Origin of the sequence: Kitasatospora sp. NPDC092286, from assembly GCF_044755565.1 — a bacterium.
Lineage (GTDB): Bacteria > Actinomycetota > Actinomycetes > Streptomycetales > Streptomycetaceae > Kitasatospora.
Genome location: NZ_JBIVRD010000055.1, coordinates 23,126 through 47,757 on the forward strand (window position 1 = coordinate 23,126; position 24,632 = coordinate 47,757).

Genomic DNA, 24,632 nt, shown 5'->3' on the forward strand with positions numbered 1-24,632 from the left:
CGGCCTGTCGCCCTCGAACGGAACCTGGAACGCTGTCGTGTACGGATCCCGGGGAGGGGGCGCACATGGCGGGTTGGTACCGACGCCGGGCGGAGTTGGCCCGAGTGGGCGGGGAGGTCAGGGCCCAGCTGTTGCTGTTCGATCTCGCCCGCGCGGCCCGGGCCGCCGGCCTGCCGGCCCGGGCCGCTGCGAACATACGGATCACCGCCCGGGTCATCGGCCGCACCAAAGCCTTCGAAGCCGTCGGCAGGGACCTCTACAACGCCCTGGGTGGCCTGTACTCCACGGCGCTCGGCGTCGTGGCAGTGAACACCCGGCTTTTGGAGCCCCTTTGGCTCCAGGCGGTACTCTCCGGCCTCGCCGCGGCCTCCATGCTCATGACAAAGGCCCGGTGGTCGGTCTTCGGTACCGGCCTGCGCCGGCTGGGCGGCACGTGGTCGGTTCCCGCACGTGCCGTCCTCGCCGCCGCCGCCCTCGGCCCCCGCGCAGCCAGCCCGAACCGCAGACGCCGCGCGGCGACCCGAAAGGTCAGCTCCCGCCTCCGCGACCTGGAACGAGCCCTCCTCGCCCGGGAAAGAGGCGTCGGCCGGCCGCGACGCCACCAGATCCGTACCCACCGCCGACTCGTCGTCGCCGCCCTGCGCCAAGCCGAACTCCGCCTCGACACCCAGCACCGCAACGACCTGCTCGAAACACTGCTGACCATCAGCACCAACCACACCAGGGGCCACTACGCGGCCCTCCTGCCCGCCGAGCAGCTCGAAGGCCTGGAACCCGCCAAGGACCACACCCTGCTGTGGGCCTCGCTGCGCACCGGGGCCGGGGTGGCGGTCGTCACGGCCGCGGTCTGGGCGGGAGAGCGGTTCGGCCTGTCCAGCCTGGTCCTGATGCTGGGCGCGCTCGCGGTGTTCAGCCTGGTGTTCCGCAGCCACGCCGAAAGGGTGCCCGACGCCATCCTGACGAGGCTGTCCGGCTGAAAGGCCAAGCAAGGCCGGAACTCCGGGGGTGGCGCCTTTCTTCGGGCCGGCCGGGCCGACCGCCAGGAACTGCACGGTGCAGTCTTCCGCGGGCAGGTCCGGGGGCCGCGAGGTCTTGGGGCTCGATGCGGAGAATCCCGTCGCCTCCCCTCCAGAGGCCGTAGCCGTGGTACGGGGGTGTCCTCCACCGCGGCCCCGACGGTCTTGCCGGTGGTGTCGCCGGGGCCGCAGATGCACGTCCGCTCGCCGGGCCACTGGCAGGGCTTGGGGTGGAAGGTCAGTGCCACGGCGCGCCCTTCCGTGGTCCTCGGCGGGGAGGGTTCTTCGTCCGCGGCTTCCCTGGCGGCGGAGGCGCGGCGCAGCACGTCGGGGCTCTCCGGGAGGCGGATCGGCCATTGGCCGCGCCAACGGGGTGGTGCGGCCTGGTCGGGCGGCTCGTTCCGGATCACGATTTCCAGGTTGGGGTGGACAAGGAGCTTCAGGTTGGGGTTCTGCTCTTCATCGACCGCAGCGGGAACTTCGTGACGGCGGGTCCGCCGGAGTCAAGGAATGCCCCCGAGTACTACCTTGCCGGACACTGGACCAAATTTCCCGACCAGACGGAGATTTCCATTGACCTCGCCCGGGCGGCAGTGAAGGAATTCCTGGCATCGGGAGGGCAGCGCCCGACCTGTGTTTCCTGGAAAAACCAGTATCCTGACGATTAGCCGGAAGCAACCCAGCACCCGCCCCGCTGCCCCCGTTTCCGTCCGGGCGGCTTGCGGGGGCGGTTTGGCCGTGGAACTTCTCCCGCCCGTCGGTCCAGCTCTGTGCCTGCCGCCCTCGGCCGGTGCCGCAGGCCCGGCCCGTGCACCTGCTACCGGTCGGGCCGTCAGGCCCCGGTCCCGGCCATCCACTGGTGCGGCCGCAGGCCGCCCGGTCCCTGACCCGCCACACCCTGTCTGCGTCCCACCCTCGGCCGAGGCCGCAGGCCCGGCCCCGCATTTCACTGCGGGCCGGGCCGCCAGGCCCTCCAGTTCCTCGCTACCCGCCGCTCCGCTGCGCTCGTTGGCCTGCCGTGGCTTGGTGCTCGAGGCGGCTGTCCCCCCTGCGCCCGGGGTGGCGGTATGGGTTCAGGGGGTGGTGTGGCCCGGCAGGGGGCCGTAGGCGGTGCACCACTCGCAGTCGCAGGTGGTGAGGGAGTTGGCCTGGCAGTGGGCGGTGGGCCATGCCCGGGAGGTGCACGGGCCGGGGCCGACGGGGGTGCCGTCGTCGGGCAGGGTGCGCCGGCACCAGTCGCATCGGATGGCGGCCGGCACACCGGCCCGGCGCAGTCGTCCAGCCGCTTCGGCGGCGGTGGCGAAGGGGATGGCTTCCCGCGCGGTGACGGGTGCGCCGTTCAGGAGCTGTCTGCTGTGCCACAGGCTCAGACCCGTGACGGCGCGGACCGCCTTGAGGGCCGCAGGCCCGCCGGGCGAGGGGTCGGTCAGCAGGACTGTGAACTGCGGATCCTCCACAGGTCTCTCCTTCGGGTCGGTCGGTGTCGTGTCGCATGCCCAGTCAACAGTCGGCAGGGCAGTGGCTCCAAGGGGATATCGGGGCCTCCGTCCTGTCCCCGCCACCCGGGCCGGTGCCGCAGGCCCGCACCGCGCACCTGCCCGGCACCCCGGCCGCCCGCTGGGTGCGGCCACCGGGCCGGCACACCCACCCGCGGCCGCCAGGCCGTCCGCTTGAAGACCGGGTGGCGGTGCCTGCTGCGCCCCGACCCGGCCCCTGCCTCCTGCCCTTGGCCGGGTTGTGTCTGCTCCCCGCGCTGTGCCGTGGCCCGGGGGTGAAGTCCCTGACAGCTCTTGCATCTCCGTACGGCCGGACGCCCGGGTTCGCGACACCTCCTGCATCCCTGCACGGCCGGGCCGCTCGGGAGCCGCCGCTGCGCCCCGAGGAGGTGGTGCGAGGGTCGGTTCCGGGGTGCGGGTCCCGAGGGGTGGGATGTGGGGGCGGTGGGGCTTGTGTACGGCCAGGGAGGGGCCGGAGGGTGGCCGCACTGGGTTGTCCCGGAGTCCGTCGGTGGAGTGCCGGCGGGGCTGGGTGAGTTCCTCCGGGGCCGGGCGGGCCCCGGAGGCGGCGGGCCCCAGAACGCCTCACCGGGCCGGTACTGCCCGGCAGCGGGGGTGCCGGTGGCGTCCGGGCGGGTGGCCCGGTGAGCTCCTGGTGATGATTGGCGTGATGCTTTCAGTGGGTTCGGCGTTGCTGGTCACCCGGGGTCGGGTGGTGGTTCTTGCTGTTCAGGGACGTGTTGTGAGCGGGCAGTGGTGAAGGGCCGCGCCGATGTGGTGGTGAAGCATCACGCCGAGGTGCGGTGAACCACGGACGCCGATCGTTATCGCGGCTGCCGGGGTCCGGCCGGCAGCGGTGAGGCCCGGGACAGGGATCTTGTGGGCGTCGTATACGGGAAGCGGCAGGTTGATCGGCTCCGGCAGGATGACGCGGTGAACTTCTTCTTCCGTCGTCAGCAGCCTGCCTCGCGGCCTTCCCGGGCGTGGAGGTCTTGGAGCGTGTCCGGCTGGCGGTTGCCGGGGCGCGGTCTCGGGACGGAGATGCGTTCGAGGAGTTGATCGCCGCACTGCTGGCGGTCGGCTCGGCCGGGGATCTTGACGACTCGCTTGAGGCGCTGCGTGTGCTGACGGGACGTCCGGCGCTGCTGCTGCGCCTGGACGCCTTCATACGACGGGAGCCGTGGTACTCGACGCGCCCCGCTCCATCACTCACCGAGGCCGACCCGGTCGCCCTTGTCCTGGCGGCCTCGCACGCCGATGGCCGCATCCGTGAGCGCGTGGTGCGGCGGATGCTGCACCAGCCGCGTCCCGAGATGATGCCGTTTCTCGTCCTGCGGACCAGCGACTGGGTCCGCCGGGTACGGGAGCCGGCGTGCGCGGCTCTGGCCGTGCTGCTCCACGAGAACCCCCTGCTGGCCACCCCGGCGACCGTGCGTACGGCCCTGCTGACCAACCGGCGCCAGCGCGGCGCCTTCGCCCACGGTCAACTACTCGTGCCGCTGCTGGCCGAGTCGGGCACGGCCCTGTCCGGAAGGCTTCTCACGGCCCCCGACCCGGTGGTGCGTCGCTTCGTCCTCGACACCACCGCGCACCGCCTCAGGTTTCGTGACCTCGTGGCCCTCGCCGAGAGCGACCCCGGCCGGCAGGTCAGGGCCCGGGCCGCCGAGGCCGCCGCCCGGCAGGCGGTGTGGACCGACCAGGTCGAGCCGCTGCGCCGCCTGGCCCGCAGCCGCCACGCCGAGGTACGGATCACCGCCCTCACAGGGCTGATGCGCACCGGATCCCCGCAGAACGTGGTGCCGTACCTCGACGACCCGTCCGCACTGATCCGGGCCCTGGCCCGGGAGGCGGCACGCCGCACCGTACCCGCTCTTCGTGTTCGACCCGGGACTGCCCATCGCCTTGGTCCTGGGTCACGGCAGCCACCTTCGGGTACGGGGCGGGGCTGCTGCTGCAGGACCGGCTGATGGCGCTGACGCCGGACGAGCTGAGCGGGCAGGCGCTGGGCCTGCACAGCTCCGGGATGCTCACCATGCAGGGTGTCGGCGCGGTGGTGGCCGGCTCGGTGGCCGAGCTGACCTCGCCGGCCACCGGCATGGTGGCGACCCTGCTGCTGGCGCCCGGGCTGCGCGGAGGTCCGGCGGCGGACGGGGCCGCGGCCGCGGAGGAGGAAGAGGCCCTCCCCACATCGAAGTAGGCCCCGTGGTGAAGCCCCACGGCAGGCCCGGGCCCGGTGGTGACCGGCGCCTGCTGTGCCCGGTGGACCGCTACCTGTACGCCCGTTGACCCAACGGGCCCGAAGAACGCGGACGCCCCCGGCCGGAACGGCCGGGGGCGTCCGCGTTCAGGCGCGGAACAGGGTAGTCGCGGGGACGACTACGGCAGCGGGACCTGTGCGGTGCCGACTACTTGACCGCGCGCAGCGCGTCGACGATGCCGAAGCCGTAGAAGCCGTTGATGCGCTTGCCGCCCGCACAGGCGGCGTCCACGATGCCGTCGCCGTTCCCGCCGTGCGGGTCGGCCGGGCACCCCGGGTTGTCCGCCTGGGCCTTGAGCAGTGCCTGCAACTGGGCCGGGGTCGCGTCCGGGTGGGCGGACTTCAGGAGCGCGGCCACACCGGAGGCGTGGGGAGTGGCCATGGACGTGCCCTGGAGGTAGCCGTACTGGTTGTTCGGCAGCGTCGACAGGATGCCGCCTTCCCCGGACGGTGTGTCCGAGGCCTGGTACTGGTCGCCGCCCGGCGCCGCGACGTCGATCACGCCGAGGCCGTAGCTGGAGTAGTACGACTTCGCGCTCCTGGCGCCGGTCGCGCTGACCGTGACGACGCCCGGCAGTTGTGCGGGCAGCTCCCAGCACCTGTGCGGGTCGACCGTCCGGTTCGCCGGGGTGGAGTCGTTGGGGCTGACACCGTCGGTGAAGGCCTTGGAGGCCAGGTCGTGGTCGGAGTTACCGGCCCCGGCGACATTGAGGATGCCCTTGCGCTGCGCGTAGAGCTGGGCGCGGTTGACCGCCTCGACGATGGCCTCCTGGTCGGGGTCGTCCAGGCAGTTGTACTGCCACGGGTCCACGTAGTAGCTGTTGTTGGTGATCTGCACACCGTGGTCGGCGGCGAACACGAAGGCGCAGACGACGCTTTCGGCGTAGATCAGCTGGCGCGGGGTGGGCTGGGAGACCGTGATGCCGGAGACCCTCACACCGGGTGCCACGCCCGCGACGCCGATGCCGTTGCGGGCCGCGGCTATCGTGCCCGCCACGTGCGTGCCGTGGAAGTGGATCGCGTCCACCGGCCGCCAGGAGCCGTACGTGGTATCGGCCTTGCCGCTGACGCAGTTCGCGGACTGCGACGGGGAGAAGTTCGCAGCGAGGTCCGGGTGGGTGTCGTCGACGCCGGTGTCTATCACGGCGACCGTGACGTCCCTGCTGCCCGGGTTGATCCTCGCGGCCTTGTCCGCGCCGATCGCCCGCAGGTCCCACTGCTCGGCTTCGAGGGGTTCGGTGCCGTCGCCGGACGTTTTCCCGATCCTCGCGGCCTCGGCCTCGGAGAGGTACCGCACCGCACCCTCGTCGGTCGTCCCCGCCGCGCTGAGCGGCGCGGTCCGCGTGGTACCTGCCGACTCCACGCCGCGCACCGCGCGCAGCCGCCTGCCGAAGTCGGGGTTCGCCGAGTGGACGACGATGACGCCGATCCCGTCGTACGTGACGACGATGGTGCCGCCGGCCGCGGTGATGGCCCGCTGCACCTCTGCGATCGTGCGACGGTCGGTCTTGGTGTTGACGACGTACGCCAGGGTGTGCGCGTCCTCGGCCCGCGCGGCGGACGGTATTCGGGGCGTCGCCGAGGCCGACGCGGGAAGGAATCCGAGCGAGGCGGTCAGCGACAGCACGATCGGTACGACCAGGCCGAGCCGGAGTAAGGAACGTCGTCGAGCCATGTGGTCTCCACATCATCCGGGTGCAGGACCCGCCCGACAGCAGAGTGCCGGCCAGGCAGGTGCATGACGGGTGGTACAGGGGTGAAGCTATCCCGCCACCTCGTCAACCAGCAATGACTCGCAATGACTTGACCAGACCTGCGGCGAAGGTGAGGGTGGCACTGCGGCCGAAGCCTGGACCTGTCGGAGCAGTGCGGACCCTTTGCCGCTGAGGAACCGCCAGGCAAGGCTCGGCTGGTGACTGGGCCATGGTCAGGACCACGGGTCGTCGCAGTACGTGGACCGCACCCGCGCCGCGGCCCTCGCGCTGCGCGGCGAGCAGGCCCGGCCCGCCAGGCCCGTGGTGCGTCGCGGCCGGTTGTGACCGGAGCCCCTGCCACCGGCCGGGCGGCCAGGTCTGTTCAGGGCTGTTGCCGGGTGAGGCGTTGTTCGATGGCGGTGTACCGGTTGTGCCGCTGGTTCGGGGGTGGGGGGCTGTGCCAGTCGATTTCGTACAGGACGTCGCCGGGGCGGCCGCCGCGCAGCGGCACGGTGGCGGCGATGCGCCCGTGGTGGGAGGGGAGGACCGCGTACTCGACCGCGGCTCCGACGGTCTTGCCGGTGGCGTCGCCGGGGGCACAGATGCACGTCCGCTCCCCGGGCGACCCGCAGCGCTCGGGGTGGCCGGTCAGTGCCGTGGTGCGCCCTTCCGTGGCGGGCGGCGGGGAGGGTTCTTCGGCTACGGCCTTTCTGGCGGCCGTGGTGCGGTGCAGTGCGTCGAGGTCCTCCGGGAGCGGGAGCGTCCATAGACCGTTCCAGCGGGGTACGGCCTGGTCGGGCGGCTCGACGACCTCACCGAGCGCGTCCTGCCCCAGCTGCCGCCCGGCTACGACCTGCTGTTCGGACGCCCGGCCACAGGCGAACGACCCTGACCACCCTCGCGCCGCCGCCAGCCCGCGGCCGGCCAGCACCCGGAAGGCTCCACGGTCATGACCCGGTACCGCCTCCTCCTCCAGCACGTCCGCACCCTCGGCCGCTACACGTCCGACGAGGAAGCCGAACGCGTCCTGCATGCCGTCCTGACAGCCCTCGGCAGCCAGCTCACCGGCGAGGAACGCTGCGACCTCGCCGCAACCCTGCCCGAGCGCGCCCGCGCCGCCTTCGCCAACCAGATCCCGCTGCCCCAGTCCGTTGCCGCCCCGGCCTTCGTCGAAGCCGGCGCCCGCGCCCTGAACACCAGCCTCACCGGCGCCCGCTGGGACGTCTCCTTCGTCCTGGCCGCCCTCGCCGGCCTGGCCGGCGACCACCTGACCGACCGGCTCCTCGCCGACCTGCCTCGCGGTTACGCGCTCCTGTTCGGCCGCGCCGACCTCGCCATCGCGGCTTGACCCGGGACCGGGTACGGGCCTTCAGCGGCACCGTGCGCGAGCTCACCCACCGGGCGGGCACCTGCTCCCCTCGCCCCGGCCGGACGGGGCGAGCGCGCATCCGCAGAGGTCACGACGTCCGGCGTGGGATCGACCTGAACGCCCGGTCGGCAAAGGTCAGCGCTGCCTGCGGTCGTCGGATGGGCGGGCGGTGTCGAGGGCGTCGCGCAGGGCGTACAGGTCGGCGATGGTGGCCACCTCGGCGAAGCGGGCCAGCAGCCGGCGGACGGTGCGGTCGTCACCGTCGTGCACGGCCTCGGTGATCGCCTCGATCAAGGCCGCCTGCCCGTCCCGGACCGTCTCCGGTGCCACGGGCGCCGGGTGTCCCACTGCCGCCTCCCTGCGCGGTGTCGCTCGCTGTTTCGGGGCGCGCGGCGGCGGCTCGGGGGGTTGCCGCCGCCGCGCAGCGGAAGACTACCTCCCTTCTCGCATCCGCAAAATCTGTGTGCGCCGGAGTAGACATTGATCGTGGGCTGGTCTAGCGTTTCTCTCGTAGACAGCAGTCGGCGATACCGGCCAGACACGAACTGGCCGGGGTTGTTGGACAGAGTTCGCGGTTCGGTCCAGCAGTGGAGTTCCGAAGCCAGGCAGGTGCAGGACGGCGACGGGACTGGCTGCCGGACCGGGCGGCCCGCAGGTATCAGGGGCCGCCACCAGCGGTACCGGTTGTACGCGGTTCAGTGAGTGCAGTGCCGGCAGTACGAAAGTGACAGTGCAGTCCAGAGGATGAATGGAGGGCGCAAGCGCCATCAGGATCGCCCGGCCCGTGAACACTCGCCCGGGCGGACACCGCAGACCCCAACGCAAGGACGGTGGTTTCCGGTCACGCATACGCGATCCCCACACACCCCCTCCCCCGGGGCAGTGCGGAACCCAAGGACCGGCCCAGGCCGGTAGATGGTGTTGTTCCCCTTCGGGGCCCCGGAGCCGACACGGCGCCGGGGCCCCTCAACGCGTTCTCCCAGAACCAGAGAGGTGCAGTGACTACAACGACCAGCCCCGACACACCCGACAAACTCGACGACGACGACTACCCCGCCTACACCATGGGCCGTGCCGCCGAGATGACCGCCACCACCCCCGGCTTCCTACGAGCCCTCGGCGAACACCGCCTCATCACCCCACTGCGCTCCGACGGCGGCCACCGCCGCTACTCCCGCTACCAACTACGGATCGCGATGCGCGCCCGCGACCTCGTCGACCAGGGCACCCCCATCGAGGCCGCCTGCCGCATCGTCATCCTCGAAGACCAACTCGAAGAAGCCCTGCGCCTCAACGAGCAACTCCGCCGCTCCCAACACGGCCAGGAACCCACCGCGGACACCTGACCGGACCGGCAACCTGGCCTACAGCCGCGGGCGGAGCCCATGGACAGATTCTGCAGGCTCCGTCGCGCGTCCGGTGCCGCGGCGACCGGCACACGCGTTTCCCCGTGAGTTCCTGCCGCTGCGCCGAGGCTTGAATGGCCTCTGATCGGCGCATCTCGTGAGTCCGGCGGGAATCGTCCGGTTCGTCCGCTGAGGCGTCGAGCCGGTGTTCCCGGTCGGGGCTTCGTCTATGAGGGAGGCCCGACCGGCGTTGACCTGCCGACTTCGTCGGTGTACGGGATTCGCGGGGGTGTCCCGGGAATCCCGTACACCGCCCGCTACGCCCACTCCACGCCGTGTTCGGCGAGCTGCGCGAGCTGTCCCGGGGACAGCTTCGCCCGCCTCGCCTTGGCGTTGTTCAAGAATGAACCCAGCGCCACCTGGTGCACCACGACCTCTTCCTCGCCGCCGGGGCTGGCCTCCACGGTCTCCAACGGCTAGAAGGGCCGCGCATGCCGTTCCCGCGCCACGAACTGGGCGAGCACCGCCAGGCACTGGGTGAACCGGTCTGTGCGGGAGACCTTCGGCTTTGCCTCGGCAGCCGCCTTCGCGGCCACCGGCTCGGGGTCCTCCTCGACCCTGATCGCCGCCAGCAGGTTTCGCTGATCGGCCTCCAGGCGGTTCGGCCGTGTGACCGTGCGGGAAGCCGGCTGCTGACCCGACCGCGGTGGTGGAGGTGTTGTCGGCGCGGTCGGCAGGGCGTCCCGTGCCCCGCCGGCCTTCAGGTCCTGTTCGGCCCCACCCCCGGTCGGCTTTCTCGGCCTCCGGGTTGAGGAGGCGGTTCAGGCCCACCGGCTGAGGCCCCGGCATTCGTCTGCGTGTGGCCGACCGGGCCGGTTCACCGAAGGCTTTTTGCAGATTGCAGATGGGCCGTCACCGGTGCTGCGGTGACGGCCCATCGCGGGTGATGCTCATACGGTCGGGCCGACCAGACCTGTCAGGGCCCGGTGTGCGCGTCGGGTGGTGCGCTCGGCGCGGCTCTTGAGCCGGAGCGCGCGCGCGAGGCGGTGCTTCTCGGCCTCCCGCAGACGCTCGTCGATCGTCGCCCGCGCCACCTCGAGGTGGTAGGTCATGGTGCTCCCCCTGTCCGCGGGTGATCCGTCGGCATCACCGCGATGCCGACCCTTCGGACCACCCTCTGCGCTTCAGAGTCTACACCCAAATACGAGACAAAGCCTTGCATTTAACGTTCCGTTCAAGAAATTGCCTGCTGATCGAAGGCTTTGATGTCGATTGGCTCCCAGGTTCCGCGTGGCGGCGATTCGGTGCCCGGATCCCTGCTCAGGCCGCCGCTCCGCTCGCCGGTCCTGGCGGTCCGGTGCCGCTCGGCGACCGTCGTCCTCCTGGCCGTCCCGGTCGGGCGGGTCGGGACGGATCGGGTCGGGGCGGAAGATTTCAAGTCCAGTGAGACGGTCGTGGCGTTATGAGGTTTGTGGTGCGGGTTCGCGGCGTTTGGCGGGGTCGTTGATCCACGCTGTCTTCGGGATCTCGTATGGGGTGGCGTGGGCTGTCCGGAAGGCGTTACGGCGGGGTGACGGCGTGCTGGGTCGTGTTTGGGTGTGGTGGTGGATCCATGTCCGCAGGGGGTCGTCGTCGGACGGGTTCAGGCGGGGGAGCCCGAGTCTGGTGGCGGTGTGGTGGAGGAACGCGGCGTGGGCGGGGTGGGTGTGGCGGTGGGGGCCGTTGTGGTTGTCGGGGGTGGCGAGTACTCGGTGGTGGTGGAGTGCGCGGGCGAGGGTGACGGTTTCGGGGTAGGTGGCGGCATCTCGGGCGTGGAGTGCCCATGACGTGCGTGGCGCGAGACGGGGGTTGGTGGCGGCGAGGGTGCTGGTGCGCCGGTGCCAGCGGTGCGCGAGGTGTTGCTGGTGGTCGTACCAGCGGGTGGTGATGGTCTGGGCCCAGCTCCAGGCGAGGTCCGCGTCTTGACGGCGTTGCAGGCGCTGGTGGGCGCGTTGTGCGTGCTCGAGTTCGGGCAGCGTGGTGACGTCGAGGATGTGGCCGTGTTCGCCTGTGGTGGGCCAGGTGTGGTGGCGGGCGCACAGGCGTTGGTGGTCGGGGGTGTAGGCCCAGGCCGTGCGGGTGGCGCCGCGGGTGTGGTGTAGGACGCAGGCGGGGCAGGCGGCGATGGGTGGCTGCCGGTGGCGTGCGGTGCGCTGCCAGGTGATGTGGGGCAGTTCGTGGCCGCTGCCGGGCCGGGCGGGTGCCGGCGACGGGTTCCCAGCGGGGCAGGGCGAGGTGGGGGTGGGGGATGCGGGCGAGGGCCGCGATGCGTACCTGGGCGGCGCGGTTGGGGTGGAGTTCGGCGCCGTGCACGGTGGCGAGGCCTTTGCCTTGCGCGTCGACGGCGATCGCGAGGGCGTCCAGGAGCTGGGGCAGGCTCTGCCGGTAGGCGTGTGCCAGGCGGGTGAGGTAGGAGACGGTGGTTTCGCGTGGCAGGGGCCGTACGCGCTGGCAGCCGGGGGTGACGGGAGGCGCGTAGAACATGGCTGTCATCGCCGGGCGGTGGTGCGTGTCAGGGTGTGGGGGCGGTGCTGCTCTTCGGCGAGGTGGTCGAGGTCGATGTCCTCCAGGACGGCGCGGGTGATGCGTTCGGTGCCGTCGAGGATGGTGGTGATGGCGGCTTGGCGCACGAGGCGCGCCAGGCTGCCGATCCTGCCGCCGGTGCGGGCGTGGAGGTAGCCGGCCAGGCGGGGCAGCGTGCCGGGGCGGTGGTGGTCGAGGTCGAGGGCGTTGTCCATGGCGGCGGCCAGGTCGCGGAACGGTTCGCGGGTGCCGTGGCGAAGCGGCAGTGCGCCGGTGTCGATGAGGCTGGCGCGGGCGGCGAGCTGTTGTCCGCGCACGCCGGTGAACAGCGGGGTGTCGGTGACGTCGATGCCGGCGTAGAGGAACGTCGCCCGGATGCGTTCGGTGAGGTCCTTCAGGAGGTCGGCGGCGTCCGCGCCAGTGCTGGTACGGGGGTTGAGGCGGTGGATCTCGTCGATGAGGACCAGCCGGACCCGGGCGGCGGCGTAGGGGTGGCAGACGGCGGTGGCGATCTGGGCCTGGGTCATCCGGGCGGTGACGGGGATGCCGAGGTAGCGGGCGAATTCGGCGGCGAGGGTCTTGGCGGTCGCGCCCGGCGGAACCAGGATGTACGCGACCGGCACGGTGTCCCCGCTCGCGTCGGCGCCGGCGCGGGCGTGTGAGGCCAGGTGGCAGGCGCGCCCGATGTGCAGGATGGCGGTGGTCTTGCCGTACGCGGCCGGCCCGGTGACGATCAGGGAGGGCCGGGCGGTGGTGTCCTGGTGGCGCCCCAGGACCATCAGGGTGCGCACGGTGCGCGAGACCTTGTCGATGGCGGGGGTCTGCACGGTGACGAACCTGGAGTGGTAGGCGAGCTTGTCCTCGGCGCTGCGCGGCGGCCCGCCGGGGGCGGGAGGCGCGGGCACGGGTGTGTCGACGAACCGCTGGAAGCCGTCCCAGGTCGAGCACTCGTACGCCCAGTCGCCCTCCGGCGAGTCCGGCGCCGGCCCGGTTCCCGTGCCGCTCGCCGCCCACGGGAGCGCGGCCGCCGGCAGCGCCGCATACGACGGTCCGGCGGCTTCACGCGCGCCGGGGTCGCCCTGTCCCGGGGAGAGGGCTGCCCGGTCCTGCCCGGCATGGCCGTCCTGGCCGCCCCGCGGTGGCCGGAGCCGCCGGGCACGGTGTCATCCTTCCGGCCGGGGTCCGTTCCGCTCGCCGCCCCCGCTTCCATGGTGGCGATGGCGGTGGTGGTGTCGAGTGCGTCGGCCGGGCGGGCGGTGTCGGTGATGTGGCGGGCGGTGCGGGCCCGCTCGTTGCTGTCCGGGTTCGCGGTGCGGGCGCGCAGCAGGAGGTCGTCGAGGGCGCGTACGAGGGCGGCTTCGTAGTGGTCGCGGTCGGGGCGGCGGGCGACCTGGGTCTTGAGGTACTGCCAGATGTGGTCGTTGAACGGGCTGGTCGCGTGGTCGCGGTGGATCCAGGGGATCTCGGTGAGCTTGCCGTTCGGCAGCCGGATCCAGACCTGGCGCAGGTCGTGGGGGTTGTGGTGGACCTCCCATTTGCCGCCCTGGGCGGTGACGGGGGAGGGGTGGCCGCGGTGCGGGTTGAGGACGGCGTGGTCGTAGGTGCGGTGGTCCACGCGGATGCCCCGGTCGGTGACGGCCTTCCACACCACGGGCAGCAGTTCGGTGTAGTCGTCGCCGGTCAGCGGGACGGGCAGGTAACCGCACGCCGCGACCAGGGCGCCCCACATCTCGTTGGGCGACAGGCAGGCCCGGGGCATCATGGGGTGCCGCAGGCCTTCGTGGGGGCGGTTCTGCCAGCCGGCTTTACCGACCGTGGGAGCTCGTAGCTCTGCTCTGACCTGCGGCGACTCATAGCGTACATGTCCGTGACGACACTTCAGTAGCGTTTGCGTTGCTTGCCGAAGCGGCTCTCTGACTTCGTTCTTGGGTGGAGCACGACTGCGCGATCAGACGGATAATCGCGGCTGCTGCGACCAGCTGATCGATACGGTGTCGGCATGAGTCAGGGCATAGTGCGCGTGGATGACGGTTGGCGAGTGCCCGCGGTCCGTGGGCTGGGCGTGGGAGAACTCGTCATCGATGACCGGCTGAGGCTCCGCGTCGGGTCGAACGAGATCATGCTGTGCTCGTGGGCGGAGCTTGTGGCTGACGAGCGCGCATATGGGCTTGCGGCATGGCCGCAGACGAACCTCGGCAAGGCGACCGAGCTGTTGCGTCAGGTCGTTGCCGAGGTCAACGTCTCCGATCAGGGAATTCTCCGCGTTCTGTTCGCTGGCGGCTGGCGTTTGCTGGTGCCGGCCAATGACGAGCGGTCGGCGTGGACCGTGGCGGTCCACGGCCATGGATTTCTCACCGCCAAGCCCGGAGGAGGGGTGGCGGTGAGCGGCTCCAGCTCCGGCATCAGCTCATAGTTCGGTCTCCTTCAACGATCTGGGCTTCGAGGTCGGCGACGCGGCGGTCCTGGAAGCGGAGGTTGGAGCGTGCCGCCTTGAGTCGTTCGTCGAGGGTGCGGTTGTCGGCGGTGAGCTGGCGGACGCGTTGCTTGAGTGTGGTGTTCTCTGTGGTGATCCGTTGGATGGCTTCCTCGGTCCATTCGGCCTGCAAGTCGCGGATCTGCCCGAGGAGTTCACCGATGCGGGTGCGCTGGGTGAGGATCTCGGCCTGGGCGGCCTTGAGACCTTCTTCGGCATTCAGAGCCCGTTCGCGCCAGGTCGCCTCGCGGTCGTCGTCCTGCTCGGCGAGCATCTGGGACCGGCGTTCGCCAGCCTCGGTCATCGCAGTGGCGACCGCGGCTCTGGCCTCGGGGTTGTCGTAGAGGAAGGTGCGAGAGACGTCCGCGCGGCGGGCGACGGCCGCGACGCTGATGCGAGCTTTCTCCCGGCGGAGCCGGGCGATCGCATCGTGGACGCGCGTAAGAGCGTCCTGGGTGCCGCGGTGGCGGGCCGCCAGCGCGGCGGCCGTGCGCGGCTCGGGGAGGTGGGTGGTGGGGTTCATGCGCACTCCTGCTCGTCGATCGCGGTGTCGTCGGCGTACTCGTCTTCGTCCTGGGCGGCTGCCGCGGCGAGATCGGCGGCGCGGAAGGCGGTGGACCACACGCGGTGGAAGTAGTCCTGGGGTTTGCGCAGGTCCAGGGCGAGTGCCTCGTCGAGGAGGCCGAGGCCGGCCAGGGCCTTCTCCAAGCCGTCGATGGCGCGGGCGGTGGGCTCGAAGTAGCGGTGGAGGTAGTCGGCGGTGGCGTCGTCGGGGGCACCCTTGGCCAACAATCGCCACTGGTCCCGCTTGCGCCTCCAGTAGAGAAGATCGGCCCCGGACAGGACGAACTTGTCGCAGGAGTGGCAGTTGAGGTTCCAGGGGCAGTCGCCGCCGTCGACGACGGGCTGGAAGGTGCAGAAGCCGCCCTCGGCGGGGGTGCTGCGGCGACCGAGGTCGATCGCGAGGGCCATGGCATGCTCTCGGGTGAGTGGGGTGAGGTCGTCGGTGAGGATTTCGCCGGGGTTGGCGGCGCCGGGGCCGGCCACCCAGACGTGCTGGAGCACGCTCTCCAGGTCGGACTGGGCAAGGTGGACGTAGTGCTCGGCCATGCGCTCGGAGACCTGACCGAGGTAGCGGCGGATGTGGGTCAGGCTCGCTCCGGCTCGCAGCAGGCTGGTGGCCAGCGAGTGTCGGGCTTGGTGGGGCACCCACCGGCCGATGTCGAGATCGTTGATCCACGCTTTGAAGCCCCGGTGGAACCACTGGTAGGACAGGGGCCGACGGCTGTCGCTGTTGCGTTGGTTGCTGGGGAACAGCGGCAGATGGGCGCGCTCCTCCGGGGTCGGCGGGCGGTTGTGGCGCGTGGCGAACAACGCCAGGGTCTTGCGCTGTCGGGCTTCCAGTCGCTGGTGGAGCTGTTCAGGGATACGGATCGCGGCGTCGTAGTTGCCGACCTTCGTCTGGTCGTGCCAGAGCATGGGGAGCCCGCCGTAGCGGCCCAGACAGTCCAGACGAAGTTTGATCACCTCACTGCAACGCCGTCCGGTGACGATGATGGTCTCCCAGGCGTCTCGGAGCCCGCGATCGGCCGGGTCGTGGCAGGCGGCGAGTGTCTGCAGGTTCGTCTCCGCAGCGAGGGCTCGGGCGACATCGTCGGAGAAGGGGGTTCGTGTCCGGGTGATGATCCTTTCCGGAGAGGGCATGGCGGTGACGAACCCCCGGTCGAGGCCGAGCCGTTCGGCTTCGCCGGATTCGAGAGCTTCCAGGAGAACTCGCCGGGTGCGGGTGAAGACCATCTGACGGGTGTAGGCCGTCACGATGGACGGTTTGCCGTGCAGACCTTTCACTCCCAGGGACGGCAGCCCATCCAGTTCGCGGAGCCGTTGGTCGGCGGCGAAGTCGTGGATGTGGTGCGGCCGAAGGAGCCTTGGGTCGTGACCGCCGCCGGGGGCCTGGACCTCCAGGAAGGCACTGAGTTCGGTGCAGGCTCGCCGGGTGCCGTCGAAGGTGTGGCCTGAGCGCGGGCAGCTCGGGGATCGCAGTATCGCGGCGAAATGATCCCAGGCCAGGTCGCGGAGCCACCGCTGAGATATCGAGGTCAGGTCGATGCGTGTTGACCGGTTGTTCAGCCTGCGGCCGAAATGCTCGGTGTTCAGGTAGCCCTGCTCGCGGGTCTGCTCCGGCGTCACATAGAGCGGGGTGAGCAGGTCTATGAGGATCCCGGCGAGGTAGGAGGCGTCCCGGCCGGCCGTGGTCAGCCGACTATCTTCCTCGTCCAGGTCCAGGCTGTCGGTAGCCAGGTCGGTGAGCGAGTGAAATCCGTGGTCGCGACAGTAGTCCGCCAGGCTCTGGATCTGGATGAGTTCCCAGCGCCTGCCCGATCCACGGGCATGGACGAACAGTCCCCACTGGATCTCAGCTCTCAAGAGCGGGTGCAGACCGCGGAGGTTGATCTGACCCGGTCGGGATACTGGCGCTGTCCTTGAGCACCACCACCGGAAGTCCGATTCGTTGTCGTAGGCGACCGGCACTGGCGAACCGACCCGTTCGTAGCGGTTGCCCCACTGCGCGGGCAGCACGGCCCCGCCCGGCCGTCCCTCCCTGCGATAGCGCCGGTGGTGCCGATAGCAGAGCCCCAGGGGCGATTCCGCCAGGTCAGGGCAGACCACGGCCTTGCAGCGTCCATATCCGGGCCGGGGCAACTGCTTGGCCAGCCAGCTGTCGAAGTCGGCGGCGTCTCCGTGCCGGTCGCGGTAGTGATACCAGCTGAACTGGTGGTGGTGACACAACTCCAACGTCAACTGGCGTGACGGCCGCTCGGGGCAGAGCCGGCACGGCCGTTCGCGCAGTTCCTCGCCGTGCCCAACCAGGTCTGCGGTGCGCAGGAAGTCCGTCCGGGACCGCTCCGCGCGGAGCCGACGCCACGCAGTTTCGTGGGCGCCGCAGAGATCTCCCCGGCCTGCCCTCGGCCGCTCGCAATTGGTGACCAGGCAGATCCATCGGTAGACAGGGTGGTCCGGTGGGATCTCGACGATCTCCGAGCGGAACACCGGATCGAAGGTCGGGGAGTTGACCAGCGCGGTCGTGATCTCGAACCGGTCCCGGCCATCCCGCACCGGGGCCAGAACTGTCTCGGTCACCGCGCCTCACCCCAGACCGCGCGCAGAGCGGAGTCGAAGGCGGGGTCGTGGACATCGACGTGTCCGTAGACCTCGTCGACCGTGGCGGCCGAGGCCCAGCCGCCGGCATCCCGGGCGATCAGCAGGTTGCCGTCGGCGGCGTCGAGGACCGCGGAAGTAAACGTGTGCCGGAAGGCATGGGGTTTCACCAGCCCCAGACCAGCGCGATTCCCGGCACGGCCGATCATCCGCCGAGCCCCGACCGGCGCCCACGGCTGTCCGACGCAGGCGCCGTGCAGCTGGACCAGGAGCATGCCGTGCTCGGCTTCGCGCGGGTACTCGCTGGTGAGGTACTCGAAGTAGGAGTGCACCATCGCCGGGCTGACCCGCTTGATCAGCCCGCCGGTAACCGTGCCGTGCTCGACCCGCCAGGAGTGCTTGGTCTTGGCCTCGGCCCGGTTCGGATTACCGGGCCGGTGACAGACGTGCAGGTGAGGGGCGCGGCACTCGCCGCAGGCCGCGTTCTCGCGCAGGTGCAGGTCGACCAGGTGCAGCCCGCAGAGCTCGCCGATCCGCAGGCCGCCGTCGGCCAGCCAGGTCACCACCATCCGGTCACGGGCCGAGTTCACCGTCGCCAGCAGCTTCTCCCTCGCGCCGTCGGGCAGCATCTTCGGGTGCCGGCGGTGTGGTCCCTTCGGCGCGAGCGGGTTCGCCGGCATGGCCGTCTTCACGTGCCCGAGGAGCGAGCGGCGCCGGTCCACTCGCGACGGCAGCCGCGTGCCGTCGAGCTTCTCACCGAGGCCCACGTTGACGCCGAGAGAGGCTTGGTGCAGGTAGAAGCCTTTCAGGCAGGACGCCACGGTCGACAACGCGGCCCGGCCGTAGGGTCGCTTGCCCATCCGCCACGGCTCTCCGAGCGGCATGTGGACCTCGGCGTCGACGGCGCCCATGTACCGTTCCAGATCGCGCAGTTGGACCTTGTCGAAGGCCAGGCACTCGCGCTCCAGCCACCGCAGATGATCCACCAGGTAGTACGCGTAGGTCTTCTGCGTGCCCGAGCCGTCATGGACGCGCAGGAACCTGTCCGCCTCGGCGTGGACAGCGCCCTCGGGCCAGACGATGGTCCATGACCTCCACCCGCCCTTCCGCTCGATCCGCTGGACCCTCAGATCCCCGACCACAAGGTGCCGCACCATTCGTCCTCCGTACCGACTCCAGAACATGACGAACGTCCTGAACCCGGTCGGTAAACGAGCCCATGACGTCCACGCCACAGGCTCGAACAAACGTCACGAACAGCACAAACTACGGTCGGTAAAGCCGGCGGTGATCCACTCGTCGAGCAGGTCCTGCAGCTGGGGGAGCGTCCAGCGGGCCTGGGAGGCGACGTCGCGGCCGCGGCGGGTGACGTTGGAGCCGGCGACGTACTGGCACAGCAGGGTGTTGATGGAGCCGAAGGTGCGCTCCACCGGCCCCTTGGCAGCCGGCTGGCGGGGCGGGGCGCTCTGCACGCTCACCCCCAGCGTCTCGCACGCGGCCAGGAAACGCCTCGGACACGAAGACCTTCCCGCGGTCGACGACGACGGTCTCCGGCACGATGACCGGCCGCGCGGCCGCTCCGTCCAGCCGGGCGTCCAGGGCCAGCAGCCGCTCGTAGGGAACGGCCGCGTGCGACAGCTCCAGGACCTTCGGCCAGCCGGGGCGCATCGGGTGCGGTACCGCCATCTCCGCCAGCAGCAGCGCGGCGTCCACCGCCTTCGTCGAGGCCGGCCGCAGGACGGCCGCCAGGATGGAGCGCGTCGCGACATCGAGGGCGATCGTGAGCTCGGGCTGGCCGACGACGCCCTGGTCGAAGACCACCATGACGTCCAGCCGGGTGGTGTCGAGCATGACCTGCTCACCGGGCCGCAGCACGTTCGTCGGCGTGAACGGCGCCGCGGGGACGGTGGCCGTCCTGGCGGGGCGCCCGGGAAGCTCCCGGGGATCGGCGAGCGCGCGCACCAGCCGGTAGAACGTCGCCGGCGCCGGCATCGCCACCGCGCCCGGCCCGTGCGCCTCGTCCAGGATCTCCACCGTCAGCCGCCGCAGCCCCGCCACCGTCCCCTTGGACTGTCCGCGCTGGCGGCGCAGGGCCTCCAGGACGGCGACCACCACCCGCTCGTCCGCGCCCGGTACGGCTGGAACCGCGCGTGGTGCGATGGTCGACCAGCCCCCACAGTCCCCGCTGCCGGTAGTTGGCGCGCATCCGCACCACCGTCGCTCGGCTCACCTCCGGCCAGCCGAGCGCGGTCAGCTCCTCGGCCTTGGCCTGCTCCCGCTCGGCCATCGACCACCGCGCCGGGTCGTAGGCGGGCCGCGGCACCCCCGATGCGCCAGGCCCCGCCGGCAGTCCGCACTCCACCTCCTGGATGTGCCGCTGCCACGCCAGCGCCCGCTCCCGCTGACGCTCCGACACCCCCTCGAACAGCCCCCACTGCGGCGCCCCCGGCACCGCCTGCGCCCCCACCACCCGAAACCCCGGCGACCCGCACAGGTGCCGCACGTCCGCCGCCGCCGCCGCGCCCTGCTCGTCGACCAGCCGCACCACGGACGCCTCCAGGCCCACGACCTGCCAGGCCCGGTCCTCGAACACCACATGGCAGCCCACCGCGACCACAGGCCGCCAGCTCCCGCTCACGCCCCCACCCCCGGCCGCGCCAACCCTGCCAGCCGCTCCTGACCGCCGCTGGTGCGTCCCGGTCCGACGAGGACCCGCTCGTGCAGCGGGTTGCCCAGCTCGACGCCCAGGCGCCCGGACCACAGGCAGTGAAAGACCACCGGCCACACCTCCAGCGGGTCCCCGACCGCCCGCACCCCTTCCACCAGCGGCCGCCGCTCGGCGAACGCCTCGAGCACGGCCTGGGCCAGCCCGGTCCGGCCCAGGTGGCGCGGGTGCCGGTAGCGTCGCAGGGTGCCCGTCAGGCCCGGCGTTCCCCCTCCTCATACGTCTCGACGTCCATCTACAGGTCCTCGGCGGGTCCCCGGGCCCCACCCCCGCCCGCACCGCACGCCGAGCTACCCGCACCCACCGCCGCTGCGCCTCGACGATCTCCGGCAGGCCGCGCAGATCCAGGTGCTCCAGCGCCTGGTCCGCGTCCAGCAGCCACCGCCCGTGCCGCACGCACGCCCGCTCCCACCGCTGCGCGTACCGCATCACCCGTACCGGCGCTCCGGTCCGCCGGGCCGCGCACGAGCGGCACCCGAACACCACCGGCCCCACCACCGCACCGCCCACCCGCCACACCGCCCCAGGGCCGCTCCCGCCCGCCCGTGAGGCCAGCCTCTCGTCGTCCAGCCCCCACGCCGGCAACGCCCGCCCCAGCACCTCCTCGCCGACCCCGCACAACCCGGCCAGCACCCGCCGTCCCGCCGCATCCAGCAGCATCTCAGCGTCCGCCCGCTGCGCACCGCTCTCGTGCCGCAGACGGTGGCCGCGCCACTGCCAGCGCGTCAGCACAGCCGCGCTGTCCAGGCCGTAGCGGGCGGCGGCCCGGCCAACCAGCGAGGGAATCGTCTCCCCAGCGAGAGGGGACACAGGGAAAATCCCGGAAGCCATGACCCCAGCCTTCCGGACAAAGGCGCCCGACGACGGGTGTTCCCCGCTCGCAGGTCGGACCCGGGGCCCCCAGGGCGAGGGTGCTCCGGGGCACCGCCAGGGTGCGCCCGTCCAAGCCGCCTGCGCCGCGCCGGGTCTGGACGTCAACGCGCTGCTCACCCCATCACTCAAAAGCAGCGACTATACCCATTTCTGATGGAAATCATCCATCAAAAATGGGTATGATGCCTCCATGACGTTGAGTACGTTGGAAACGCTGCGGCTCACCATCGCCGCGATCAAGCAGCGCACCGGCGAGAGCCAGCGCCAGCTCGCCGCCGCCCTCGGCCTGACCCAGGACAAGGTGTCCCGCCGTCAGTCCGGCGCGCAACCCTGGTCCCTGGACGAGGTCGACGCGCTCGCCAGCCACTGGGGCATGCGCCCGCTGGACCTGCTCGCCGGCCCCACCCACGCCGCCCAATCCCTGACCTGGCCCCCCGACACCGCCGCCCCCGCAGCAGCACCGCTGCCGGTACCCGCCACCTTCGCGCCCGTCCCCGCGAACCCGGTCGCTGCGCCCGCTCCCGAGGCGCCGACCGCCCCGGTCGCTACCGAGGCCTCGCCCGCCGCCGCGGCCACCGAGCAGCAGGTCGACGGCCCGGTCGCTCCGGTCGCTGCCGTGCCGGCCGCCGAGGCCGTCCAGGCCCCGGCCACGTCGGTGCCCGCCGCGGCCGCCGAGGACGGCGCCGTCGTCTTCGACACCTACGCGGACCGGGGCCTGGACGGGGAGCCCGCCGTTCACCCGGCCGAGCCGTGCGATCGCTGCGGAGAACCGGTGCGGTTCCGGATCGGGGGCCGCCCGCTTCACCTCGGCGGCTGGTGCGCCCCCGCTGCCGGTCCCGCAGCGGCCGCGCCCGCCCGGCCGGCCCCGGCCGCTGCTGCGCCTGTCCAGGCCCCCGGCGCCGTCCAGGACGTCCGGACCGTCCCGGCCCGCACCACCGCTCCGCCCTCCGCGCCCGGTTCGGCCGCCGCGCCCGCCCCGGTGACCGGGTCGGCGCCGTCGGCGAAGTTCCGCGAGTACGCGGGCACCGGCCGGGACCTCGGCTACTACCTAGACATGATCACGACGGCGGTCGAGCAGGCACTGGAGGAGCACGACGGCGACATCGAGGCGGCGTCCGTGGCGCTGGAGAAGAAGGCAATTCCGAATGGAATGGCGTTGTTCGACGCAACCCGCGTCGGTGCCGCGTACGAGCACACCGCCTATCCGGAGCGTCTGGAATCCCTCTCGAAGAAATCCCGGAACGGCGCTGACGAAATCTGGGAGGGCCGTCACAAGTGGGAGAACGCCCCGCTGATGGCCGCTCTCAAGGCCGGCACCCTTGCCGAGATCGCGGTGGACGTCCTGGACACCAACGCCGCCTACTGCTCCGCCCTTAAGACCCACTTGCCGATCGGTGCCCTCCAGCACCGCCCCGACGGCGGCTGGGACCCCAAGCGCTCCGGCATCTATCTGCTGCCCAAGCGCCCCACCTGGGACCACCCGCACCTGCCCGACCCGATCGGTAACCGCCACGAAGCCGGCCCGGTGCTCCTGGACGAGGCCACCGTGCGCCTGCTGATCCGCTGCCACAAGCTCGGCCTCGCCGAGGCCCCGCACATCACCGAGGCCTGGACCTCCGGCGCCAGCGAGGGCCTGCTGGAGAAATTCCGCCGCGTCCTCACCCAGGCCCGCGAAAACGCCATCACCGACGGCGACCAGGTCACCGAGAAGTACGTCAAGGCCATGTACGCGAAATTCGCGTCCACGATCGGCGAATCCACCTACAACCGCGACATCCGCCGCCCCGACTGGATGCACATCATCCGCTCCCAGGCATTCGCGAATCTCTGGTACAAATCCCAACGCGCCCACAAGGCCGGACTGACGATCGTCGCATTGCGAGGAACCGACGAATTGCATGTCACCGACGGAGAATGGCGAAAGGCCAATGGCGGCGTTTTCGAAGAGGGCCGTCTGACGACGCAGATGAAACTCAAGGACCAGTACACCCTGCCCCTAACCCGCACCCGGAGCGCCTAAATGTCGACGGACGGATGGAAGAACTTCGGCCGCTACGGCGCCGACCGCGACCGGGGAAACGTCCACGGTGCCGTCGCGCTTGGCCGCGCCCTCGAAGACGCGCTGGAGCGCATGATCATCGAAGGTGGCATCAAGTCGCCTCCCAGCACCCGCCGCGGCCTGACCGCCCGCATGCGCTACCTCATGACCCACAAGGGCGGCGCCCAAGCCCTGGCCGACGCCGGCATCACCGCCGTCGCCGCCACCATCCGGGCCTGGACCAAGGGCACCCAGCGCCCCCGCCCCGCCAACCGGGACGCGATCGACACCGTCTACTGGAACCTGCGCGCGGCCAACGTCCTGAACAACCCCGCCGTCCTCAAGGCCCACCTCAACCGCGACGGCCGCGGCACCCGCATCGAGATCCACCCCATCAACCAGCAGGTGGTCGACGAACCCCGCCGCCGCAACAACCTCCGCGTCCGCTCCTTCCAGGCCCGCTACATCTGGGACGACGCCGTCGACGCCCTCACCACCGGCGACGCCGACAAGCTCGAAGAGATCTGGGACGACGTCATCAGCGAACTCGACAGCGACTACGGCGCCTACCAGTACGTCTCCCACGTCGGCCTCGGCGCCTGACCACCCGCCACACACCCGGTGCCGCGCCCACCTCCCGAGCGCGGCACCGACCCCGTTCCAACTGGTCGCCCGGCGGCCACCACCAGGCGGCCGCCGTCGAACCCGTCGAACCCTCAGCAGAGGAACAGCACATGGAACTGACCGAGTACTCCTGGTGGGGCGGGGTCCCCGCCTTGGCGGTGGTCGTCGGGGGGAGCTGCTCGTCGGCCTGGTGGTGGTCGTCCCGGCCGCCCGGGGGTCGCTGCGCCCCGGTCCGCCGGGGCCCAGCGCCGGGTTTTGCGGGGTGGTTATGGGGTTTTTGCATGGCGGGTTTGATGGGGTATTCACATGAGGGATTTTGGGGTCGGGTTTGTGGTTGTACCGGAATTTCGCGCCACATCGTCAACGGGCCTGGGTGGCGGGTTCTCTGAGGGGGTATGGGGCGGGATTCCTGTCTCTACACAGGGTCCCGGGTGATGCATTCTGTGGATGCGGTCCGGGGCAGGGTGCCGGTTGTGGCGGGACTTGCTGGCAGTGGCTTTCTGATACAGGGTCACGGGTCATTCTTCGGGGTGCACGAGGGCTTATCGGGGCTGAGTGGTCCAGACCACTTGTAGTGGTCTGGACCTGTTGCGGAGAGCGGCGATCTGGGGAGGGTAGGTCTTGCGTGGGGGGATGCTGCCGTGACACTATGCAGTCAGGTGGTCAGTGTCGGCCTTGGCCACGGTCGGCCTGATGGGCGGCGACGAAGCCGAGGCCCGACCCCGACCCCTTCTCCCGGCCAGCCAAGCGCACGGAGTGCGCAAAACCCCAACTGACCAGTAGAAATACGCGCTAAGGCCAACCCGGGACGGGCCCGTAGGGCCAGGCGCGGAGCGCCGGCACCCCGGCTCAGGATCACCTCGACACGGAGTCTAGCCCCCCGCCGGGCTACGGCGCGGAGGCGCCGCAACAACACTCTTCGTAACTGCGCCCCGGAGGGGCGCCGCAACGCTCCGTCACGCTAGTGACGGCGCGTCATGTCTGCGGAGCAGACGGCGCG

The 24,632-nt window shown here is 71.3% G+C and carries 21 protein-coding genes and 1 pseudogene; 9 read left to right on the forward strand and 13 right to left on the reverse strand.

Annotation, left to right across the window (positions count from 1 at the left end):
• Window positions 1-65 precede the first annotated feature (65 nt).
• Window positions 66-977, forward strand: coding sequence for a hypothetical protein (locus ACIQIB_RS35800; protein WP_400763155.1), 912 nt, complete (start codon window positions 66-68; stop codon window positions 975-977).
• Window positions 978-1,246: 269 nt separating this feature from the next.
• Window positions 1,247-1,684 (forward strand): Imm1 family immunity protein, encoded by a 438-nt coding sequence (locus ACIQIB_RS35805; protein ID WP_400763156.1) that lies wholly within the window; start codon window positions 1,247-1,249, stop codon window positions 1,682-1,684.
• Between the two features lie 405 nt (window positions 1,685-2,089).
• Here ACIQIB_RS35805 and ACIQIB_RS35810 read toward each other — a convergent pair whose 3' ends face one another.
• Window positions 2,090-2,473, reverse strand: a complete 384-nt coding sequence (locus tag ACIQIB_RS35810) for a ribosomal protein L7/L12 (RefSeq protein WP_400763158.1) — start codon at window positions 2,471-2,473, stop codon at window positions 2,090-2,092.
• Between the two features lie 1,094 nt (window positions 2,474-3,567).
• Here ACIQIB_RS35810 and ACIQIB_RS35815 point away from each other — a divergent pair.
• Entirely contained in the window at window positions 3,568-4,479 is a 912-nt protein-coding gene (locus tag ACIQIB_RS35815; protein WP_400763160.1) for a HEAT repeat domain-containing protein, read from the forward strand.
• Window positions 4,479-4,709, forward strand: a complete 231-nt coding sequence (locus ACIQIB_RS35820) for a hypothetical protein (RefSeq protein WP_400763162.1) — start codon at window positions 4,479-4,481, stop codon at window positions 4,707-4,709. The genes ACIQIB_RS35815 and ACIQIB_RS35820 overlap by 1 nt, the downstream gene beginning before the upstream one ends.
• 208 nt (window positions 4,710-4,917) lie before the next feature.
• On the opposite strand, the gene ACIQIB_RS35825 is transcribed toward ACIQIB_RS35820, so the two are convergent.
• Window positions 4,918-6,444 carry a S8 family serine peptidase gene (locus ACIQIB_RS35825; protein ID WP_400763163.1) on the reverse strand — a complete coding sequence of 509 codons (1,527 nt, stop codon included), beginning with the start codon at window positions 6,442-6,444 and terminating at the stop codon, window positions 4,918-4,920.
• Between the two features lie 401 nt (window positions 6,445-6,845).
• Window positions 6,846-7,394 carry a hypothetical protein gene (locus ACIQIB_RS35830; RefSeq protein WP_400763165.1) on the reverse strand — a complete coding sequence of 183 codons (549 nt, stop codon included), beginning with the start codon at window positions 7,392-7,394 and terminating at the stop codon, window positions 6,846-6,848.
• Between the two features lie 18 nt (window positions 7,395-7,412).
• On the opposite strand from ACIQIB_RS35830, the gene ACIQIB_RS35835 reads away from it, so the two are divergent.
• Entirely contained in the window at window positions 7,413-7,811 is a 399-nt protein-coding gene (locus ACIQIB_RS35835) for a DUF2267 domain-containing protein (RefSeq protein WP_400763167.1), read from the forward strand.
• A gap of 156 nt (window positions 7,812-7,967) precedes the next feature.
• On the opposite strand, the gene ACIQIB_RS35840 is transcribed toward ACIQIB_RS35835, so the two are convergent.
• On the reverse strand, window positions 7,968-8,162 hold the full coding sequence (locus ACIQIB_RS35840) for a hypothetical protein (protein WP_400763168.1): 195 nt from the start codon (window positions 8,160-8,162) through the stop codon (window positions 7,968-7,970).
• Between the two features lie 734 nt (window positions 8,163-8,896).
• Between ACIQIB_RS35840 and ACIQIB_RS35845 the strand changes: the two genes are divergently transcribed.
• Window positions 8,897-9,178 (forward strand): MerR family transcriptional regulator, encoded by a 282-nt coding sequence (locus ACIQIB_RS35845; protein WP_400659509.1) that lies wholly within the window; start codon window positions 8,897-8,899, stop codon window positions 9,176-9,178.
• A 317-nt stretch (window positions 9,179-9,495) separates the two neighbouring features.
• On the opposite strand, the gene ACIQIB_RS35850 is transcribed toward ACIQIB_RS35845, so the two are convergent.
• The 4 genes and pseudogenes from ACIQIB_RS35850 to ACIQIB_RS35865 form a co-directional block, all read right to left on the reverse strand.
• Complete coding sequence (locus ACIQIB_RS35850) at window positions 9,496-9,651, reverse strand: hypothetical protein (RefSeq protein ID WP_400659437.1); 156 nt, start codon at window positions 9,649-9,651, stop codon at window positions 9,496-9,498.
• A 477-nt stretch (window positions 9,652-10,128) separates the two neighbouring features.
• Window positions 10,129-10,290 (reverse strand): hypothetical protein, encoded by a 162-nt coding sequence (locus tag ACIQIB_RS35855; protein WP_400659439.1) that lies wholly within the window; start codon window positions 10,288-10,290, stop codon window positions 10,129-10,131.
• 1,416 nt (window positions 10,291-11,706) lie between these two features.
• The gene (locus tag ACIQIB_RS35860; RefSeq protein WP_400763170.1) at window positions 11,707-12,645 is read right to left on the reverse strand and encodes a TniB family NTP-binding protein; all 939 of its coding nucleotides are present in this window, start codon (window positions 12,643-12,645) and stop codon (window positions 11,707-11,709) included.
• Window positions 12,646-13,223: 578 nt separating this feature from the next.
• A pseudogene (locus ACIQIB_RS35865) lies at window positions 13,224-13,502 on the reverse strand (Mu transposase C-terminal domain-containing protein); the annotation flags it as partial.
• Window positions 13,503-13,739: 237 nt separating this feature from the next.
• Here ACIQIB_RS35865 and ACIQIB_RS35870 point away from each other — a divergent pair.
• Complete coding sequence (locus ACIQIB_RS35870; protein WP_400763171.1) at window positions 13,740-14,153, forward strand: DUF6188 family protein; 414 nt, start codon at window positions 13,740-13,742, stop codon at window positions 14,151-14,153.
• Here ACIQIB_RS35870 and ACIQIB_RS35875 read toward each other — a convergent pair.
• From ACIQIB_RS35875 to ACIQIB_RS35895, 5 genes are all read right to left on the reverse strand, one after another.
• Window positions 14,143-14,736, reverse strand: coding sequence for a DUF6262 family protein (locus tag ACIQIB_RS35875; RefSeq protein ID WP_400763172.1), 594 nt, complete (start codon window positions 14,734-14,736; stop codon window positions 14,143-14,145). The two genes, ACIQIB_RS35870 and ACIQIB_RS35875, sit on opposite strands and share 11 nt — an antisense overlap.
• Complete coding sequence (locus ACIQIB_RS35880; protein WP_400763174.1) at window positions 14,733-17,354, reverse strand: tyrosine-type recombinase/integrase; 2,622 nt, start codon at window positions 17,352-17,354, stop codon at window positions 14,733-14,735. The genes ACIQIB_RS35875 and ACIQIB_RS35880 overlap by 4 nt, the downstream gene beginning before the upstream one ends.
• Complete coding sequence (locus ACIQIB_RS35885) at window positions 17,351-18,529, reverse strand: tyrosine-type recombinase/integrase (protein WP_400763175.1); 1,179 nt, start codon at window positions 18,527-18,529, stop codon at window positions 17,351-17,353. The genes ACIQIB_RS35880 and ACIQIB_RS35885 overlap by 4 nt, the downstream gene beginning before the upstream one ends.
• A gap of 109 nt (window positions 18,530-18,638) precedes the next feature.
• Window positions 18,639-19,487, reverse strand: coding sequence for a hypothetical protein (locus ACIQIB_RS35890; protein ID WP_400763177.1), 849 nt, complete (start codon window positions 19,485-19,487; stop codon window positions 18,639-18,641).
• Window positions 19,488-20,006: 519 nt separating this feature from the next.
• Window positions 20,007-20,228, reverse strand: a complete 222-nt coding sequence (locus tag ACIQIB_RS35895; protein WP_400763179.1) for a hypothetical protein — start codon at window positions 20,226-20,228, stop codon at window positions 20,007-20,009.
• A 932-nt stretch (window positions 20,229-21,160) separates the two neighbouring features.
• Here ACIQIB_RS35895 and ACIQIB_RS35900 point away from each other — a divergent pair.
• Complete coding sequence (locus tag ACIQIB_RS35900) at window positions 21,161-22,990, forward strand: acyltransferase (RefSeq protein WP_400763181.1); 1,830 nt, start codon at window positions 21,161-21,163, stop codon at window positions 22,988-22,990.
• A complete protein-coding gene (locus ACIQIB_RS35905; RefSeq protein ID WP_400763183.1) occupies window positions 22,991-23,611 on the forward strand; it encodes a hypothetical protein in 621 nt (206 codons plus the stop codon). It abuts the gene before it with no gap.
• Window positions 23,612-24,632 lie beyond the last annotated feature (1,021 nt).

Coding starts and splice junctions, on each gene's coding strand:
- ACIQIB_RS35800 (WP_400763155.1), top strand. CDS start 66: ATGGCGGGTTGGTACCGACGCCGGGCGGAGTTGGCCCGAGTGGGCGGG.
- ACIQIB_RS35820 (WP_400763162.1), top strand. CDS start 4,479: ATGGCGCTGACGCCGGACGAGCTGAGCGGGCAGGCGCTGGGCCTGCAC.
- ACIQIB_RS35825 (WP_400763163.1), bottom strand. CDS start 6,444: ATGGCTCGACGACGTTCCTTACTCCGGCTCGGCCTGGTCGTACCGATC.
- ACIQIB_RS35835 (WP_400763167.1), top strand. CDS start 7,413: ATGACCCGGTACCGCCTCCTCCTCCAGCACGTCCGCACCCTCGGCCGC.
- ACIQIB_RS35845 (WP_400659509.1), top strand. CDS start 8,897: ATGGGCCGTGCCGCCGAGATGACCGCCACCACCCCCGGCTTCCTACGA.
- ACIQIB_RS35855 (WP_400659439.1), bottom strand. CDS start 10,290: ATGACCTACCACCTCGAGGTGGCGCGGGCGACGATCGACGAGCGTCTG.
- ACIQIB_RS35870 (WP_400763171.1), top strand. CDS start 13,740: ATGAGTCAGGGCATAGTGCGCGTGGATGACGGTTGGCGAGTGCCCGCG.
- ACIQIB_RS35875 (WP_400763172.1), bottom strand. CDS start 14,736: ATGAACCCCACCACCCACCTCCCCGAGCCGCGCACGGCCGCCGCGCTG.
- ACIQIB_RS35885 (WP_400763175.1), bottom strand. CDS start 18,529: ATGGTGCGGCACCTTGTGGTCGGGGATCTGAGGGTCCAGCGGATCGAG.
- ACIQIB_RS35900 (WP_400763181.1), top strand. CDS start 21,161: ATGACGTTGAGTACGTTGGAAACGCTGCGGCTCACCATCGCCGCGATC.
- ACIQIB_RS35905 (WP_400763183.1), top strand. CDS start 22,991: ATGTCGACGGACGGATGGAAGAACTTCGGCCGCTACGGCGCCGACCGC.